This is a genomic window from Thalassospira sp. CH_XMU1448-2, assembly GCF_037027285.1.
Lineage (GTDB): Bacteria > Pseudomonadota > Alphaproteobacteria > Rhodospirillales > Thalassospiraceae > Thalassospira > Thalassospira profundimaris_C.
Genome location: NZ_JAYMEA010000002.1, coordinates 560,382 through 576,872, shown reverse-complemented (window position 1 = coordinate 576,872; position 16,491 = coordinate 560,382). Strand labels below are relative to the sequence as shown.

General features: G+C 51.9%; 16 protein-coding genes. 3 read left to right on the top strand and 13 right to left on the bottom strand.

Annotated elements, in window-relative coordinates; all coding sequences use genetic code 11:
• Window positions 1-63 precede the first annotated feature (63 nt).
• The 5 genes from WA318_RS09990 to WA318_RS09970 form a co-directional block, all read right to left on the bottom strand.
• Window positions 64-1,752, bottom strand: a complete 1,689-nt coding sequence (locus WA318_RS09990; RefSeq protein WP_114097712.1) for a hypothetical protein — start codon at window positions 1,750-1,752, stop codon at window positions 64-66.
• A 265-nt stretch (window positions 1,753-2,017) separates the two neighbouring features.
• Entirely contained in the window at window positions 2,018-2,614 is a 597-nt protein-coding gene (locus WA318_RS09985; RefSeq protein ID WP_114097711.1) for a PqiC family protein, read from the bottom strand.
• Window positions 2,611-4,290, bottom strand: coding sequence for a PqiB family protein (locus WA318_RS09980; protein WP_336080776.1), 1,680 nt, complete (start codon window positions 4,288-4,290; stop codon window positions 2,611-2,613). Before WA318_RS09980 ends, WA318_RS09985 begins: the two co-directional genes overlap by 4 nt.
• Window positions 4,287-5,603: a paraquat-inducible protein A gene (locus WA318_RS09975; protein WP_336080775.1), complete on the bottom strand. Its 1,317-nt coding sequence runs from the start codon at window positions 5,601-5,603 to the stop codon at window positions 4,287-4,289. Before WA318_RS09975 ends, WA318_RS09980 begins: the two co-directional genes overlap by 4 nt.
• 147 nt (window positions 5,604-5,750) lie before the next feature.
• Window positions 5,751-6,650, bottom strand: coding sequence for a LysR family transcriptional regulator ArgP (locus tag WA318_RS09970; RefSeq protein ID WP_336080774.1), 900 nt, complete (start codon window positions 6,648-6,650; stop codon window positions 5,751-5,753).
• A 102-nt stretch (window positions 6,651-6,752) separates the two neighbouring features.
• On the opposite strand from WA318_RS09970, the gene WA318_RS09965 reads away from it, so the two are divergent.
• Complete coding sequence (locus tag WA318_RS09965) at window positions 6,753-7,379, top strand: LysE/ArgO family amino acid transporter (RefSeq protein ID WP_336080773.1); 627 nt, start codon at window positions 6,753-6,755, stop codon at window positions 7,377-7,379.
• A gap of 24 nt (window positions 7,380-7,403) precedes the next feature.
• Here the strand turns inward: WA318_RS09965 and WA318_RS09960 are convergent, their stop codons facing one another.
• Together WA318_RS09960 and WA318_RS09955 are read right to left on the bottom strand one after the other, a co-directional pair.
• Complete coding sequence (locus tag WA318_RS09960; protein WP_114097706.1) at window positions 7,404-7,982, bottom strand: thymidine kinase; 579 nt, start codon at window positions 7,980-7,982, stop codon at window positions 7,404-7,406.
• 74 nt (window positions 7,983-8,056) lie between these two features.
• Window positions 8,057-8,965, bottom strand: a complete 909-nt coding sequence (locus WA318_RS09955) for a LysR family transcriptional regulator (protein ID WP_336080772.1) — start codon at window positions 8,963-8,965, stop codon at window positions 8,057-8,059.
• Window positions 8,966-9,071: 106 nt separating this feature from the next.
• Here WA318_RS09955 and WA318_RS09950 point away from each other — a divergent pair, with 106 nt between their 5' ends.
• Window positions 9,072-9,752 (top strand): type 1 glutamine amidotransferase domain-containing protein, encoded by a 681-nt coding sequence (locus WA318_RS09950; protein WP_336080771.1) that lies wholly within the window; start codon window positions 9,072-9,074, stop codon window positions 9,750-9,752.
• Between the two features lie 71 nt (window positions 9,753-9,823).
• Window positions 9,824-10,024 carry a heavy-metal-associated domain-containing protein gene (locus WA318_RS09945; RefSeq protein WP_114097704.1) on the top strand — a complete coding sequence of 67 codons (201 nt, stop codon included), beginning with the start codon at window positions 9,824-9,826 and terminating at the stop codon, window positions 10,022-10,024.
• A 106-nt stretch (window positions 10,025-10,130) separates the two neighbouring features.
• On the opposite strand, the gene WA318_RS09940 is transcribed toward WA318_RS09945, so the two are convergent.
• From WA318_RS09940 to gatB, 6 genes are all read right to left on the bottom strand, one after another.
• On the bottom strand, window positions 10,131-10,844 hold the full coding sequence (locus WA318_RS09940) for an aspartate/glutamate racemase family protein (RefSeq protein WP_336080770.1): 714 nt from the start codon (window positions 10,842-10,844) through the stop codon (window positions 10,131-10,133).
• Window positions 10,817-12,115 carry a TRAP transporter large permease gene (locus WA318_RS09935; RefSeq protein WP_336080769.1) on the bottom strand — a complete coding sequence of 433 codons (1,299 nt, stop codon included), beginning with the start codon at window positions 12,113-12,115 and terminating at the stop codon, window positions 10,817-10,819. The genes WA318_RS09940 and WA318_RS09935 overlap by 28 nt, the downstream gene beginning before the upstream one ends.
• Entirely contained in the window at window positions 12,112-12,684 is a 573-nt protein-coding gene (locus WA318_RS09930) for a TRAP transporter small permease subunit (RefSeq protein WP_336080768.1), read from the bottom strand. The genes WA318_RS09935 and WA318_RS09930 overlap by 4 nt, the downstream gene beginning before the upstream one ends.
• Before the next feature lie 27 nt (window positions 12,685-12,711).
• Window positions 12,712-13,746: a TRAP transporter substrate-binding protein gene (locus WA318_RS09925; RefSeq protein WP_336080767.1), complete on the bottom strand. Its 1,035-nt coding sequence runs from the start codon at window positions 13,744-13,746 to the stop codon at window positions 12,712-12,714.
• A gap of 300 nt (window positions 13,747-14,046) precedes the next feature.
• A complete protein-coding gene (locus WA318_RS09920; protein ID WP_114097700.1) occupies window positions 14,047-14,892 on the bottom strand; it encodes a MurR/RpiR family transcriptional regulator in 846 nt (281 codons plus the stop codon).
• 143 nt (window positions 14,893-15,035) lie between these two features.
• Entirely contained in the window at window positions 15,036-16,490 is a 1,455-nt protein-coding gene (gene gatB, locus WA318_RS09915) for an Asp-tRNA(Asn)/Glu-tRNA(Gln) amidotransferase subunit GatB (RefSeq protein ID WP_114097699.1), read from the bottom strand.
• Window position 16,491 lies beyond the last annotated feature (1 nt).

The following is a 16,491-nucleotide window of genomic DNA, read 5'->3' as shown; positions in this document are numbered from 1 at the left end:
TTTTGCCAAATGGCTTTCGTGGGGTGTTTTTGAACTCAGAACGAAAAGATCATCGAATGGTTGCTAGAAACCGCTTCGTTGCAACAAGGCATAAAAATCGCGGATCGTGCCTTCCTTGGCTGTCATATCACTGATGTCATCCACCAGCTTGTCGGTAAAGTTCGGCTGCTTGAGATATCCCACCACCCTTTTTCGGGCCATGGCTGCCGACTTGCCTTCGATCAGAACGCCGCTTGAACAGAACTGGACAAGCATGTAGGCGCGCTTGCGCAGATGCAGCGACGGATTATCAATACGCTCGATAACCTTTTCACGCACAAGATATTCGGCCAGCCCGTCATCAAGCTTTTCACCAATCTGCGATTTCTGGTCGTCCGGCAAATTGCTTGTGCTAAGCATGTCATTCATATGCTTGACCGTGGCCATCTTGTCGCGCGGTTTGGATTCCGGATCACAGAATGCACGCAACGCCCGCATATCCTTGACGGCGTCGAGCATCATGACCAACAGCTCATCTCCGAAATCTTCCACAATGCCGCTATTGGCGACGGCAATAAGCCATGTCAGTTTACGATAGTTCGGAATGAGGCGTCCGTTGATTTCTTCAACACCCTCGATCAGAGCGCGCGGGCCGCCAACATTGCGCAACCGTGCGCCACGCTCGGCGATGGCTTCGACCATTGGCGTGCCATAAATCACGCCCTGTTCGGTAATCAGGCGATCAAGAATGCCAACCAGCGGATCCGGGTCACCTTCATGACGTGTCAGGCTATTTGCACTGCGCAGTTCGCGAACGATGTAGTCAAACATCGTTTCCTGACTGGTCGTGAGAAGTCCTGAACCAAAGAGAGGATTCAACAGTTCGAGAATATCATCCGCTGCCCCGCGGTTACCCTTTGCCCGACCAAGAGCAAGATCAATGTGCAAGGTCACAGCCTCGCCAAAACTGCGCGAACTGCCCAAAAGGTCTTTGAGCGCCACCGGTGATCCCAGAATATCTGCGATCACATCATCAAGCATCTTGCGAGCAGCTTCGTCCTTTTCATCGCCCTTGACCTTGAGCGCGAGATCAAGCTTGCCCACCCAGTTTCGTGTTGAGGACAACACACGCGTCAGGGCAACCATGGTCAGGAAATCGGTATCTTCGGCAAGATTAAGGCGGCGGATTTCGTCACGAACTTCCGATATCGTCGCGTCTTCGAATGCAGGAAGATCAACCTTTTCAACTTCACGGGCGCGCGCAGACAATTGCTCGATCGCACCATGAAGATTATTCATCGCCTCGATATGGTCGCCATCCGTCGCCTTGGCGTGCAGACCCGCAACCTTGTCGACGGCTGTTGGCATCAAGGTGTCATGGAACATCAACTTGCGGAGGTTTTGGTAATTATACATTACCTCGCAAGGAGTCAGAATTTCCTGTTCGAAATACTTGCGCAGCAACCGGTTGATGGTCGCGCGGCTTTCCTTCTGCAAAAGGTCGTTATCGGTCTCGCACAGGGGCGCCTCATCGATAGAAGAAACACGAACGTCTTCTTCTTCGCTATCGCCAGCCCCTTCTTTTTCCAGAAGAACCTTTTCAATATGACGACCGTCGCCGCGTTCCCAGTTACGGACAACGCGTACGGCAGATACCTTGGTTTTCAGAACCTTTTCAGCTTCAGAAACCGCTTCTTTTTCGACATCGAATGTCGAATGGATGATCCAGCGATCCCCTCGCTGAACCAATACTTCAAATGTCGTATCCGACATGACGCGCTCTGGCTCCCTAACTTCCTGTTTGGGCGGCATATGCTTGCCGGTATGCAGTCAGGCGCGTGTCCCACTTTTTTATATTTATATCTTCTTTATAAGGCTATTGCGGATGTGAAAACAATAGGTTGATCAAGAACTTTTACAATATTCCCAGATTTCATTGCACATCAGGACCTTAACGCAACAGTTTTACAGAGAGGCAAAAGGAAGTATCGCACTTCCAAAATAGATCCGCGACGTACAACACAACGTCACAGGGGAACTAAGGGATATGGGATGCAATTTCCGTCGTCATGTCAGACAAAAGCGTACTCATTGCAACCACTGTATTCTCAATTGTTGAATCCACAGGTTTGCTGATCTTGCTGTATTTTGCCGACTGAATAATTTCCCCGTTCTTGAAATCCACCAGTTTCCAGCGCGCAACCAGTATAACGTTTCCATCCGCCTGACGTTCGAAACGGTCGATATCAAGAACGATTTGCCGTTCCACGCCATCCCGCGACGTCCATGGGAAAATTTCAAGACGGGCCACCTTCCCTGTTCGGTCAAGATTATCCATCAGAACACGGGTAATGTTTTCATCAAGCGGTTCGGCCCAGCGATGACCTGCATTGACTTCAAGCCGATTGGCGCTGCTACGGGTCACGATGACCGACCGGTCAAGATGGCTGGGGATTGAAACCGGCCCCACCCCTATAACAGGCGCCTGCGCAGATGGCGACGCCATCTGCTGCCCCATCGGCGACAACAGATAATAGCGATCCGTACCGGACTGGGATGCACAGGCAACAAGGATCGGCGCAAGCAAAAGCAAGGCGCATTTACGAAACTGCATTCGGATTACCTGTCGCATCATTCATCCTCCTTCGGGCCACTTTTCCCAAGGATCAGGGCACTCGGGTTCTGTTCCAGGAATTCAGTCAGATCACGCAAGGACCGTGCAGTTGCACTCAGCTCCTTAAGCGCCTGTTCAAGATTATAGCGCAGCGGCGACGTTGGTGCGGTGATATCACGCACCCCGCCCAAGGCTTCGCGGGCCGTATCAAGTGCAGTCTGGGTCGCGGGCAGAACAGTGGTGTCAAGATTATTGACCAAACTGCTAACACCCGCAGCGGCCTGTTTAAGGTTCGTCATTGCATCACTCAGCGCGGGCGATGTAACGATATTTTCTATACCCTCTACCGTACCCAGCAACCTGATCCCGATTTCCTCAATCGGGAAAGTCTCAACCTTTTCAAGTAGGCTGCTCAGCGAATTGGCAATTTCATCAAGCTTCTGTGGCAAGGTCGGCAATTCGCGATATTGCCCATTCCCGTCACCCAGATACCTTGCAGGCGTAACCGGGTTCATTGAAAGATCAACAAACAGTTGTCCGGTGATGAAGCTTCCGGTCTTAAGGCGCGCCCGAAGGCCATTCTCAACCAGTGTATCAATTGTCGCTTGGGGATCGTTCTCATCAAGATTACCGCCCACAAGACGGACCCGCTCTGGCTCGATTGTGACGACAACCGGAACACGGAAGATGTTCTGATTGATCACATATTCAAGATCAACACTTTCGACCGTGCCCACACGAATGCCGTTGAATTCCACAGGTGCCCCACGCGACAGCCCGCGCACCGATGTGTCGAAATACAGGATATATTTCAGACTGTGCCCCTGTGCCAGCAACTCGGCTTTTTCCAGACTGCCATGCAGAAGGAATATCGTGTCGGCCTCGGCCCTTTCGTCATTTACGCTGTCATCTGGCGTATAAAAATTGATGCCGCCCGCAAGAACCGACCGTACCGACTGGGCACGGACCGACAGTCCGTCTGCATTCAGATCAAGGGCGATACCACTGGAATCCCAAAATCGTGTGTTACGCTTGACCAGCGCATCAAACGGCTCTCGAATAAAGACCGGGACCGATACCCCCGTCGCATCTTCATCAAGCTTGGTCTCAAGCACTTCACCGACTTCAACACCACGCAGCAGAACGGGCGTTCCGGTCGTCAGCGACCCAAGCTCATCCGCCTTCAGAACAAACCGGGTTCCGTCTTTGTTATTGGGAATGTATTGCGGTTCTTCTTCCCCTTCGAAGGCGCGGGCGCGTTCACCAGACGCGTCTGGAACCACTTCGATATAGGCCCCCGATACAATTGTTTCCAAACCGGTAATACCGCGCGCACTGACACGCGGACGCACAACCCAGAACCGTGTCTTGTCCGTCAGATATTCGGCAAAATCCGCGTTCATACGAATGGTCAGGCGCACGTGTTCAAGTTCGTCGTCAAGATTGATTGATGTCACCTGCCCCACATCGACATCGCGATAACGTACCGCGGTCTTGCCGGCTGCGATCCCCTCTGCGGTTTCAAAGGTCACCGTGATTTCCGGACCTTTTGATACGACATCACGCCACAACAACCATCCGCCAACGATCAAAGCTGCCAATGGCACCAACCAGACGATGGAAAAGCGTCCCCATCCTTTTTTGACCTCGGGCGACGCCGCTCGCGGGTCTGATGAAGATGAATTTTCGTCAATCATGACGATGTCCCCTGTTTTTCAGCGCGGTCGGAGCCGAACGATATCACGGATGCTCGCATGCCTGCGCGATCCCAGATCAGGCGCGGATCAAAGGCCATCGCCGATACCATGGTCAGGATCACCACCCCGCAAAAGGCAACGGCACCAAATCCGGGGTGAACGGATGCGATGTTTCCAAGTTTGACCAATGCAGCCAAAATCGAAACCATGAAGACGTCAACCATCGACCATCGTCCGACAAGTTCGGTGATCCGGTAAATCATCGTGCGTTCCCTAAGCGGCCCGGAAAGCCCAAGATATGTTGCAAGATACACCCATCCCAGCAAAACGATCTTTACAATCGGCACCAGAATGCTGGCGGTAAAGACGACAATTGCGATGGGCCATTCCCCGGCTGCTGTCAGTGCTGCGACGCCTGATAGAATTGTGTCGGCCTCTGACTTGCCAAGGTAAGTCACTTTCATGATCGGAAACACATTGGCTGGCACATAAAGGATAATAGCCGTTAATAATAACGCCCAGGCCCGAGACAAACTACGTGCCTTGCGCTGATGAACCGCATCGCCGCAACGCGGGCATTTTGTATGGCCCGACGGGTCTTCAATAACCACCATCGCACAGGTATGGCAGCTGAGAAGTCCGTGATGCCGTGCTTCGACGCCGCCGGCTTCATGGACGGGTTTAAGATCATCCTGATCAGGATAACGCAACGATTTGGGGGCAATCCGCCGCCATACTGCCCGACCATCAAGTGAAACATTCATCAATAGAACAGTCGGGATCAAACAGCAGATTGCGACAAAGGCAGGTCCGGCAATCACCTGTGCAAAATCGGTAAGTTTGGTCAATGCCACCAACAAACCGATCAGGAACACATCAAGCATCGACCAGGGCCGCACAACCGCAAGAACCCGCCAGACCTTTTGCATTCCCGGCCAGCTGGTATCAAGCCAGATCGGCACCAGGACATAGATATGAGCAACGATCAGAAGCAACGGCGCAAGAATTGAGGTCACAGCCACCATGAACGCCAGAAACGGAAAACCTTCATCCCAGAAGGTCAAAACACCGCTTGCCAGCGTATTGGTTTCAACCCGCCCTTCCATCCCGAAGGTCAGCACAGGATAGATATTGGCGATGACAAAAAGCAGCAGCGCTGTCAGCGCAAAGGCAAGCGGTTTGTCGAACCGGGTCTGTTCTGCAGAGTAAAGCGGCGATCCGCATCGTGCACAACAGGCAACGCTTCCTGCCGGGATATCTTCCTCGACATGGAGATAGTCGCAATGCTCACACGCAATCAATCGACGCGACATGGTTTTCCTGTTGAAACAAACCGTTATCAAAATTGGCTCGTCCATCAAAGTAAGCGACACTTTCGACTTCAAGTCAAATCGCATCGTGAAACCTATGGCCGCAGCCGATGTGCCTCCGACGCCCAAAAGACATCAGACAGGCCGTTGTTACAGCGAAATTTTGGGCAAAAAACGGCGCGCTTGCGACAGCACGATCTCATTTACCTGATCAAGCAGTTTGCTTTGGATGGTTTTGTGATGCCAATAAAGCGGCCGATCAATTTCATGCGGACACGGCCGGATCAGTCGTCCGGCCCGAAGCGCATCTTCGGCCTGATGCTGTTCAACGACGGCATAGGCAATGCCCTGCTCGGCCACCGTAACGAAACCCTGTGAACTCGGCACCATGTGGGCCGGGAATTCCCCCGGATTAAGACCGAAATACTGTTTTAGAAACTGGTTTTGCAGCTCGTCATGTTCGGAAAAATTCACCGCAGGGCATGCCCGCAGGGCTTCGGCAGTGACCCCGTTTGGAAAATAACGCTGATTAAAGTCAGGCGAGACAACCATAACATATCGCATCAAGCCAAGCGGTCGGACGCGACACCCCTGAATGGGCGTTGAACGCATGCTGACCGCGCCTAACACCGTTCCGTCCTGCAGGGCTGTGTGATTAAGCGATTCATCCCCGACCGCCAGATGAACAAGCAGGCCAAGTTGTTCAAACAGATGTTTTGGCACATCGACAAACCAGGTCGCCAGGCTGTCTGCATTGACGGCCAGCGCAATTTGCCCATAGCCGCCATCACTTTGAATGTCAGGCAATTCATCAAGCAGTTCCTGCTCGAGCAGGCGAACACTTTGATAATGTTGAAGTAACCTTTGCCCCGCAGCCGTCGCCGCAATCGGTTTGGCGCGAATAATGACCGGTTGCCCCAAACGTTCTTCAAGCAGTTTTACACGCTGGGATATCGCAGATTGCGTCAATCCAAGCTCACGCGCCGCCTTTTCAAAGCTGCCGTGACGAATGACCTCTGCGCTTGCTTCAAGAAGTTTATAATCAAGCATATCTCTACCATTATTTTTTCTAATGCTACTTTATCATAATTCTATTTTCTTATTTCAATAAATTGCTATCACTGGCGCATCACTCATCAACGGATTGCCAGAATGCTATTGACCTTTGTGACCGGATTTGGCCTTGGCGGTGGATTGATCATCGCGATTGGCGCGCAAAATGCCTTTGTCCTTGGACAGGGGTTGCGTCGCCACCATCCTGTTCTGGTGGCACTGGTCTGTGCGCTTTGCGACGCGATACTGATTGCGGCGGGCGTCGCAGGGCTTGGTTCCCTGATTGCCGCCTACCCCATCCTGACCAAAATCGCTGCCTGGGGTGGTGGTGGATTCCTTATCTGGTACGGGTTTAGTGCGCTAAAGCGCCTGTTTGAAACAGAAACCCTGTCTGAGGATGCGCAGGCAAAAAAAGGCTGGAAAGCGGTTCTGTCTGCGACCCTCGCAGTGACGCTTTTAAACCCGCATGTCTACCTTGATACGGTTGTGATGCTTGGAGGCATTGGCGGCCAGTTTCCGGCAGATGAGCGCATTGGATTTGCCCTGGGTGCCATGAGTGCGAGCTTTGTCTGGTTTTTTGCCATTGCCCTGGGTGCCGCCTGGCTTGCCCCTTATGTCGCACGCCCGATCACCTGGAAGATCGTCGACGGGCTCACATGCACCGTGATGTGGCTTGTTGCCTATAGCCTGCTTGCACCGGAAATAGCACTGCTATTGGCCAACTGAGTAATCCGCCAAACCAGTCGGAATTCAGCTTTCCATTGCATCCTTGAAATGGCGACGGCAGACAGGCACATAGCGGTCATTGCCACCGATTTCGACCTGCGCCCCTTCACGAACGGGATCACCGTTTTCATCAACACGCAGCACCATGCCGGCTTTGCGGCCACAATGACAAATGGTCTTGAGTTCATTGAGCTTGTCCGCCCAGGCCAGAAGCCATTTTGAACCTTCGAAAAGCTCGCCCTGGAAATCAGTTCGAATGCCATAACACAGCACCGGAACATTGTGCTTGTCGGCAATATCGGAAAGTTGCCAGACCTGTTTTTTGCTCAGGAATTGGGCTTCATCGATCAGAACACAGTCGACCTTGCCCTTTTCCATCTGAGCAAAGATCAATTCGCACATATCCGTGTCAGCATCAAACAGCAATGCCGGGGCTTCAAGGCCGATACGCGATGCAATTTTGCCTTCACCGAAACGGTTGTCAAAGGCCACAGTCAGCAAAAGGGTTTCCATGCCGCGTTCACGGTAGTTGAAGCTTGCCTGAAGCAGTGTGGTCGACTTGCCCGCATTCATCGACGAATAGTAAAAAAACAGATTGGCCATGGATCCCCCCCGAAAGTCGTCAAAGGGACATAGCCGATCATGTGCGATTGATCAATATGGTGATAAGGATGTCATCAGGCATTCCGCGAAATATCAATATCTCGCAATTCCCGACGCATGAATTCCAACAATGACTGGACTTTGGCACTGCGGGTCACGCCAGTTGGATAAACCGCATAAACCTGTAAATCCGGAAGAGTGCAATCAGGCAAGACCCAGACCAGATCGCCCGTGGTTACTTCATCTTGAACATCGCAGAACGGAACAACGGCAAGCCCGTGCCCCCCGCGCAGGAACTGCAATCGTGCCGTCGCATTGTCGACCCGGACATTCCCGTTCACCCGCACTTTCTGTTCTGATCCGTCACACATCATCGCAAGCGTTTCGGGCATCCGGCTATACATGACCCATTCATGGTTGGCCAGTTCTTCGATACTGCCCGGACACCCCGCCCGCGCAAGATATTCCGGGCTTGCGGCAACGATGCGGCGCGTTTGATAAAGCTTGAAGCTTTTAAGTTCGGAACTTTTCAACGGCCCAGACCGAATACCGATATCAATGCCCATTCCAATCAGATCAACGACATCGTCACTCAAATGCACATCGATTGCCACGCCGGGATATTGCTGCCTGAAACGGTTCAGGATTGGAACGATACGTAACGTCCCGAGATGAACTGACGAGGTTATCGAGATTTTGCCAACCGGCTCGTCACGCAATTCTTCGACCCTTTTGCGTGCGGCTTCGGCTTCAAGCATAATGGTTCGGCAACTGTCATAATAACGTGCCCCCGCGTCGGTGATGCTGAAAGTTCGTGTACTTCGACGCAACAATGGCACGCCCAGCTTGGCTTCGAGCTGACGGATCTGATGCGATATTGCGGCCCGGCTAAGCCCCATCTTTCGCGCAGCTGCTGAAAACCCGCCCTCTTCGACCACTCGGGCAAAAATCATCATTGCTCTGACTTCATCAAGTGCCGACATATTATATGCTCAAGAAATTTGACAATCTGTTCAATTATTCATTCTAACGCAAATTTTGTCAGCCAGTTACAATCAGGGCAAATGAATTCAACGCATGGAGGATTTGATGCGTATTCTGATGATCACGACATCCCACAACCAGATGGGCGACACCGGTCACAAGACCGGCATATGGCTTGAAGAACTGGCTGCCCCCTATTTTCGCTTCATCGACGCCGGAGCGACAATTACCCTGGCTTCCCCAAAGGGCGGGAAACCGCCACTTGACCCCAACAGTCTGGTTCCCGATGCCCTGACAGAGGCAACCGAACGCTTTGAAAAAGACGACGCGGCCAAACAGGCGTTTGAAAGCACCGTAACCCTTGATGGGCTGCGCGCAGATGACTTTGACGCACTGTTTTATCCGGGCGGGCACGGACCGCTTTGGGACCTTGCCACTGATGCGAAATCGATTGCCCTGATCGAGGCATTCGCTGCACAGAACAAGCCGGTTGCAGCCGTGTGCCATGGGCCTGCGGCACTGGTCAACGCCAAAACAGCGGACGGAAAGCCACTGGTTGCTGGCAAACGTGTCACAGGCTTTACCAATGACGAGGAAAAAGCTGTCGGCCTTGAAAAGGTCGTACCCCTGTCAATTGAAGATGAATTCAGAAAGCAGGGCGGCAGTTACGAACGCGGTGAAATGTGGGCACCCTTTGCCGTGGTCGATGGCAAACTTGTCACCGGCCAAAACCCGGCTTCCAGCGACGCAACAGCAGATGAGATTATCAAATTGCTGTCTGCATAAAACTGCTTGACCTTCCATCTACTGGAACCTCCATACTGGCGTCATAGGCACCAAACTTCTGGAGAAATCTGATGGTGAAACTGAAGGTCGAAAAAATGAGCTGCGGGCACTGTGCAAGTGCCGTGACCGCAGCAGCAACCAAAGTCAGTGGCGTTGACGGCGCGACCGTTGATCTGGAGGCAGGCGAAGTCGCCGTTTCCGGAAATCCTGACGTCAACGCACTGATTGCGGCAATCACTGATGCCGGATATCCGGCATCGGAAACGCACTAAACGACATAGCAACGTTCGTGTCCCCCACCCGAACGTCGAAGCCGCCTGTATCGTATTGATGCAGGCGGCTTTTCTTTGCCATACCCATATTACTGCAATACTCTGGTCAGTAGTTTCTGGATAAAACTATTCGTTGTTCAGCAAGCTTCACTGCCTCGGACACCCCATCCACAAAAGGCACACCGAACCGGAAAGATAATTCGTCCCCATACCCGGCCAGCGCCCCGGATCCCAGAAGTATTGCCTGTGCGTGATCATCGTCAATCGCACTCTGTATGGCCTTATCGAGACATTCCGATGTCTGCCCGAAAGCTGCGGCATCTTCGATACTGATATCTGCAGCTCGGACGAGCGAAACTTTATCAACTTCGTATTTCTTAGTGAGCTCGACGATCCCTTGCACCGCGCTTTTGACCGTCGTAACGATAGAGAAAGTCGGCGCAATCCTGCTTGCCGCAAGCATACCTGCCTCACACATACCAATCGTCACACGACCTGTCGCAAAAGCTACTTCATCAACAGCAAAGTCGTCGAAGCACGCCAGGATATAAGCATCAAACGGATCGCTCATGGTCTTGGCTGCGATATCGAGCACTTGCTCCTTTGCTGTCTCTCGGTCCTGCGCCGTCACAATCGAAAACGGCCCTTCAAGGGGATTTACGACCTCAATATGACTGTCAAACCGTGCACTGCCGTCTACTGCCAACCGAACGCGCGCTGTGACCTCTGGATTGGTATTTGGATTGATGACAAGCATGCGTCGTTGTGGCGAGATGAAACTAGTCTGCATGATCAGTTCGCCACCATATTTGGTAGCCACATGACAAACTCGGGGAAGACAACAAACATGATCGCCACGCCGATCATGATCGCGACAAACGGAAGCGTCCCAGAAATTACGTCGCTAAAACTACCATTGTCTACACGTACGCCCTCCACAACAAAAAGGTTCATGCCAACAGGCGGCGTAATAAGGGCAATCTCGCACATGACTACAATGAATATACCAAACCAAATCGGATCGACGCCGACCGCCGTTACCATTGGCAGTGCAATTGGCACAGTCAAGACCAGCATGGACATTGCGTCAAGAAATGCCCCGAGGACGATGTAAAAGCAGATAAGAATAAACAGTAAGGTAAGGCGCTCAAGCTCAAATGATACGATCCAATTGGTTACGGCCTGCGTCACACCAAGCATTGAAATGGTCACATTTAACAACAGAGCACAAGCCAGCACCAAGACAACCATCCCGGTCGTTTTTGCCGCGTGAAGCGAGCAATTAACAAACAACTCCCAGTCAAGCTTTCCGCTAAAATAAACAAATCCTAAGGCTATTACGACCCCAAGAGCAGCAGATTCAGTCGGAGTTGCAAGTCCCCCATAGATGCTACCCATCACAACCACAAAAATAACAACAGCCGGAATCAAATGGATCAGCGATTTGAGCTTTTCGCGCAATGGGACACGTTCATTCTGGGTAACGGGATTGGCGTTGCGATGAACAACAATCACATACAAGGAGAAAAGACTAGCCAAAAGAAGTCCCGGCAGTACACCAGCAGCGAACAACTGCCCGACTGCAGTATTGGCAAGAGATCCATAAACCAGAAGATTGATACTTGGCGGTATCAGAATGCCGAGTGTGCCACCTGCCGCCAATGTGCCAAGCGACGGTTTCACCGGGTATTTCCGTTCATGCAAAGCCGGAAGCGCGATCGACCCCACTGTCGCCGCAGTCGCAACGGATGATCCGGAAGTCGCCGAAAACAACGTACAGGTCGCGATATTTGTATGGAGAAGTCCGCCTGGCAACCTATCAAACCAAACCGCAAGCGTTTCAAACATCCTGTCAGCAATACCACTTCGCAGAAGCAGCTCTCCCAGCAGCATGAATAAAGGTATTGCCAGCATTGACGGCGAATTGAGGCTTGCCCACACGACGCCCCCCATGATTTCCACCATTGGCATACCAAACATCAGATATCCGCCCAATGCTCCAACGACAACAATGGCGATCGCTACCGGAATACTGAGAAACATCAAGGCCAACATTGCCGCAAACCCGACACCGACAAGCACAATACTCATACTTTTTCTCTCTGCATCCGTTGTTGAAGGTCATTGAGCTCTGAAACAAGTTCAGACTGAACTGTCTCTGGACCGAAATGACGAACCAACCCCTGCCAATCCCGTTTTAGCAGCAATCTTGCCGCCCCGATCGATAGAGCGATCGCAGCCAAGGCAAACATCGCCATCGAGAACACCCAGATAGATTGCGGATAGATCAGGGGCGTCGCCCATGGCGTTTGCGCGATTGAGTTATAGGTCGCGGTATCGATGACCGTGCGAATAGAAAAATAGACAAGATAAATCGCAAGAACACTCATCATCACGGACGCTACCAAATTCACGATGGCCTGCCCGGCGACTGGCAATCTGTTTTGCAGGATATTGATTCTGATATGGGCGTTGTGGATCAGGGCCACTGTAAAAGCCAAAGGTGCGCAAATCGCAACTGCATAACCGCTCAGCTCATCCACCCCACCAAGGGAGAAGGCTAAAAATTTCCGTAAAAGGGTTTCGGCAGTAATTGTGATCGACAGAAATATCATCACGATACCAAATACCGTTCCGGCAACCTTTCCATAAAAATTCATCGCACTTCCCCTTTGTGAGATATCGCGTTACAGGCCGAGATTCTTACCAATTGTTGCACGCCACTCCGCTTCGCAGTTCGGTGACATGGCATTACATTGTTCGGCCCAAACCGGTAGCGACTTTTCACCAACGGCCTTTGCGACCACGGCAATATCACTGTCTAGAACAGGGACTTCCTTAAGGCTGTATGGTTTGCCCTGCTCGCACGGCTCTACACCGGTATTGCAGCGCATTGAGTCGTCGTACAGCTCTTCCGAGTAAGCCCATATTTCATCGACAAGCGCCGTTACTGCGCCTTCAAGTTTCGACTGATCGTCCGCGGTCATTTTTTTCCAGGTATCGAGATTTATGGCATAGCCGTTGATGGCAAGCTGAAGGGCCAACGGCAATACGGTTGTCGTTGCTTCTGGCCAGCCAGCTGCGTTGGCAGACGCTGGTCCGGTAATGGCGCAATCAACAACACCACGAGACAACGACTGCTGAACTTCACCAAACGGCATTGGCACACCAGTTGCCCCAAGCCCGGCGATAAAGTTGGCTGCACTCTGATCCCCGACGCGCACCTTCAGACCCTTCAGGTCATCAAGCCCGGTAATTTCCGGTTTACAGAAAATAACCTGCGGTCCAGCTGGCCAAACACCAAGCAGTTTGGCGTTGAATTGTTCCTGAATTCTGCCATCGACATAGTTTTTGAATGCGTCCGTATTCTTGCGGCCAGCCGCAAATGTCGTATTCAAACCGACCAGATCAAGACCAAGAACACTTGGTTCGTCGCGGCTGACCTGAGGACCACGAATTGAGACGATATCAAACAGTCCTGACTTCAGAACGCGCAATCCATCTGAGTCCGGAATGCCGGTTACGTCCACTGGGCTATAGGCAACCGCCACATCAATTCCTGTGTTAGCGGCAAGGTTTTCAAAGAACGGTTTTTCTTTGTTGTTGGCAATAAGACCTGAACCAGCAGGTTGCCCCATGACTTTAAGTGAAAGCGTCTCAGCGGAAGCAGGCACGACTGACGCGGCTACCAAGCCAATAACCATCAAGATGTGTTTCGACATACGCATATCCATTTCCTTCGCAATGTGCGGTCAGAACACCGTCTGCCCGCATGACAGAGCCAACAACTATGGGTGAACGAAGGAAATCCCCCCCTCCCGTTCACGACCCGCGCAAAAGCACAGGCACCACCAAGCTCGAACATGACGATACAAATTTCATGCCAGCTTTACATGAAACCATAGTTTCTTGTGTTTTCATGCAATATCCGCACTCTCCGGAAGGGTGCTGCATAAAAAAAACACCAATCGTATGATTATTTTTTGTGCGACGCCAAATTTACTGTCTATTTATTGGGCGAATTAAAGTTCGCCAAGCTTTTCGTTCAACGTCTCTATCGAACGCAACCGGCTTCTGCCATCGGCCTTTGCCAGTTCTATAGTACGCATGCAGAGATAGTGACAAACCGCCATGACCGAAACATGACTGAACAAGGGCCCGGTAGCCTGTGTCTGACAACGAAAATGCCAGGTTGCGCTTTTGTTGAAGTCTTCCCCCTCATCAGTGAGGTAAAGAACCTTCGCCCCCGTCTGAACAGAATGATCAATAATCTGGCTCAACTGGGGTATCCGGCGCCTTAATCCGAAGACGATCACGCAGTCCTCTGGCTTGACACTAACAAGGTGCTCTCCTAGCGTCTCCCCCCCCCGTGGGAGAGCAACGATGTTCTCGATGACCTGTATTAATTGCCACTGCAAATAACTGGCGAACGGATGACTGGCTCGGAAACCAAAAACCCAAGTTTTGCGTGCTGACAGCAACGATGAAGCGACATCATCTACTTCCACCTGAGAAATAGTAACAAACGTTCGATCAAGGTTTTCCTTGTTCTGAGCAATGCTTGACGCAAGAGATGCTTCTTCCGAATTCTCGCCGTGACCGCCAAGAAATAGCCTTGAGCCTGTTCGCCGCTCAATCCTTGCATGCAACCTGGCCGCTTCGTAATTCTCATAGCCAACACGCCGCACGAACCTAGAAACCGTCGCCTTCGAGACGTTTGCGAGCTGTGCTAATTCCTGAGCTGAGTAGCTTGCAAGCTCCCCTGGAAAGTCACAAACAAACTCACCCAGGCGGCGCTCCGCCGGATGCAAGTCGGGCAAAGCCGCCCTTACCCGTGCAAGGAAAGAACGCTTTTCAGAAGAAGTCATTAACTCACCGTGAAATTGTGATTTCAGGTACTATGCACAAGAAACGAACGGTCAGCAATATTTCCCCTTTCTGTCTCGCATTCCAAACAAAAGAAGCCCCGCAAATTGCGGGGCTTCTTCATCTATTTGCTTTCGATCCTCAATCAGCCGAGGATTTTATCGCGAAGCATCTTGTTGACCATGCCCGGGTTGGCTTTACCACCCGTGGATTTCATGACCTGACCAACAAACCAGCCCAACATCTTGTCTTTGCCCGCACGGATTTCTTCTACCTTGTCCGGGTTCGCAGCAATGACTTCGTCAATTGCCGTTTCAATCGCACCGGTATCTGTGATCTGTTTCAGACCTTTTTCCTCGACGATCTTTTCAGGATCACCGCCGGTTTCGATCATGATTTCAAAGACATCCTTGGCGATACGGCCAGAAATGGTGTCATCGGAAATAAGATCGATCAGCTTGCCAAGGTTTTCAGCCGAAACCGGGCTGTCTGCAATGCCGACTTCTGCCTTGTTCAGTGCGCCAAACAGGTTGGTGATCACCCAGTTCGCCGCCAGTTTGCCATCACGGCCCTTGGCAACGACTTCGTAGTAATCAGCCTTTTCCTTTTCAGCAACGAGCACACCGGCATCATAGGCCGACAGGCCGTTTTCACGCATGAAGCGGGCTTTTTTCTCGTCCGGGAGTTCCGGCAGCTCTTTTTCGATTTCCGAGATGAATGCATCATCGAAAACAAGCGGCAGCAAATCCGGATCCGGGAAATAGCGGTAATCATGTGCCATTTCCTTGGAACGCATCGAACGGGTTTCACCCAGACGCTGATCATACAGGCGGGTTTCCTGAACGATTTCGCCGCCGCCCTCGATCACTTCGACCTGGCGTTTTGCTTCGATTTCAATCGCCTGCATCACAAAGCGGATGGAGTTGACGTTCTTGATCTCGCAACGGGTGCCGAACGGCTCGCCCGGACGACGGACCGAAACGTTGGCATCGCAACGCATCGAACCTTCGTTCATGTTACCGTCACAGGTACCAAGGTAACGTACAATCGCACGCAGTTTGGTGAGGTACGCGCCCGCCTCTTCCGGGGTGCGGATATCCGGCATGGAAACGATTTCCATGAGCGCGACCCCCGACCGGTTCAGGTCGATATGCGAATATTTCGGGTCCTGATCGTGCATCGACTTGCCGGCGTCCTGTTCAAGATGCAGACGTTCGATGCCCACTGCCTTGGTCGAACCATCGGGCATATCAAGAATGATCGTGCCTTCGCCGACAATCGGCTTGTCAAACTGCGAAATCTGATAGCCCTGCGGCAGATCGGCATAGAAATAGTTTTTGCGGGCAAAAACGCTTTCCTTGTTGATCTTGGCCTTAAGACCCAGACCGGTTTTAACCGCCTGACGGACGCATGCTGCGTTCACAACCGGAAGCATGCCCGGCATTGCAGCGTCAACGAGGCTGACATTGGTGTTCGGATCATTACCGAACTTGGTCGAGGCACCGGAAAACAGTTTGGATTCGGAAATCACCTGACAGTGAACTTCCAGACCGACAACGATTTCCCACGGGCCGGTCGAACCTTCAATCACATAGGTCATG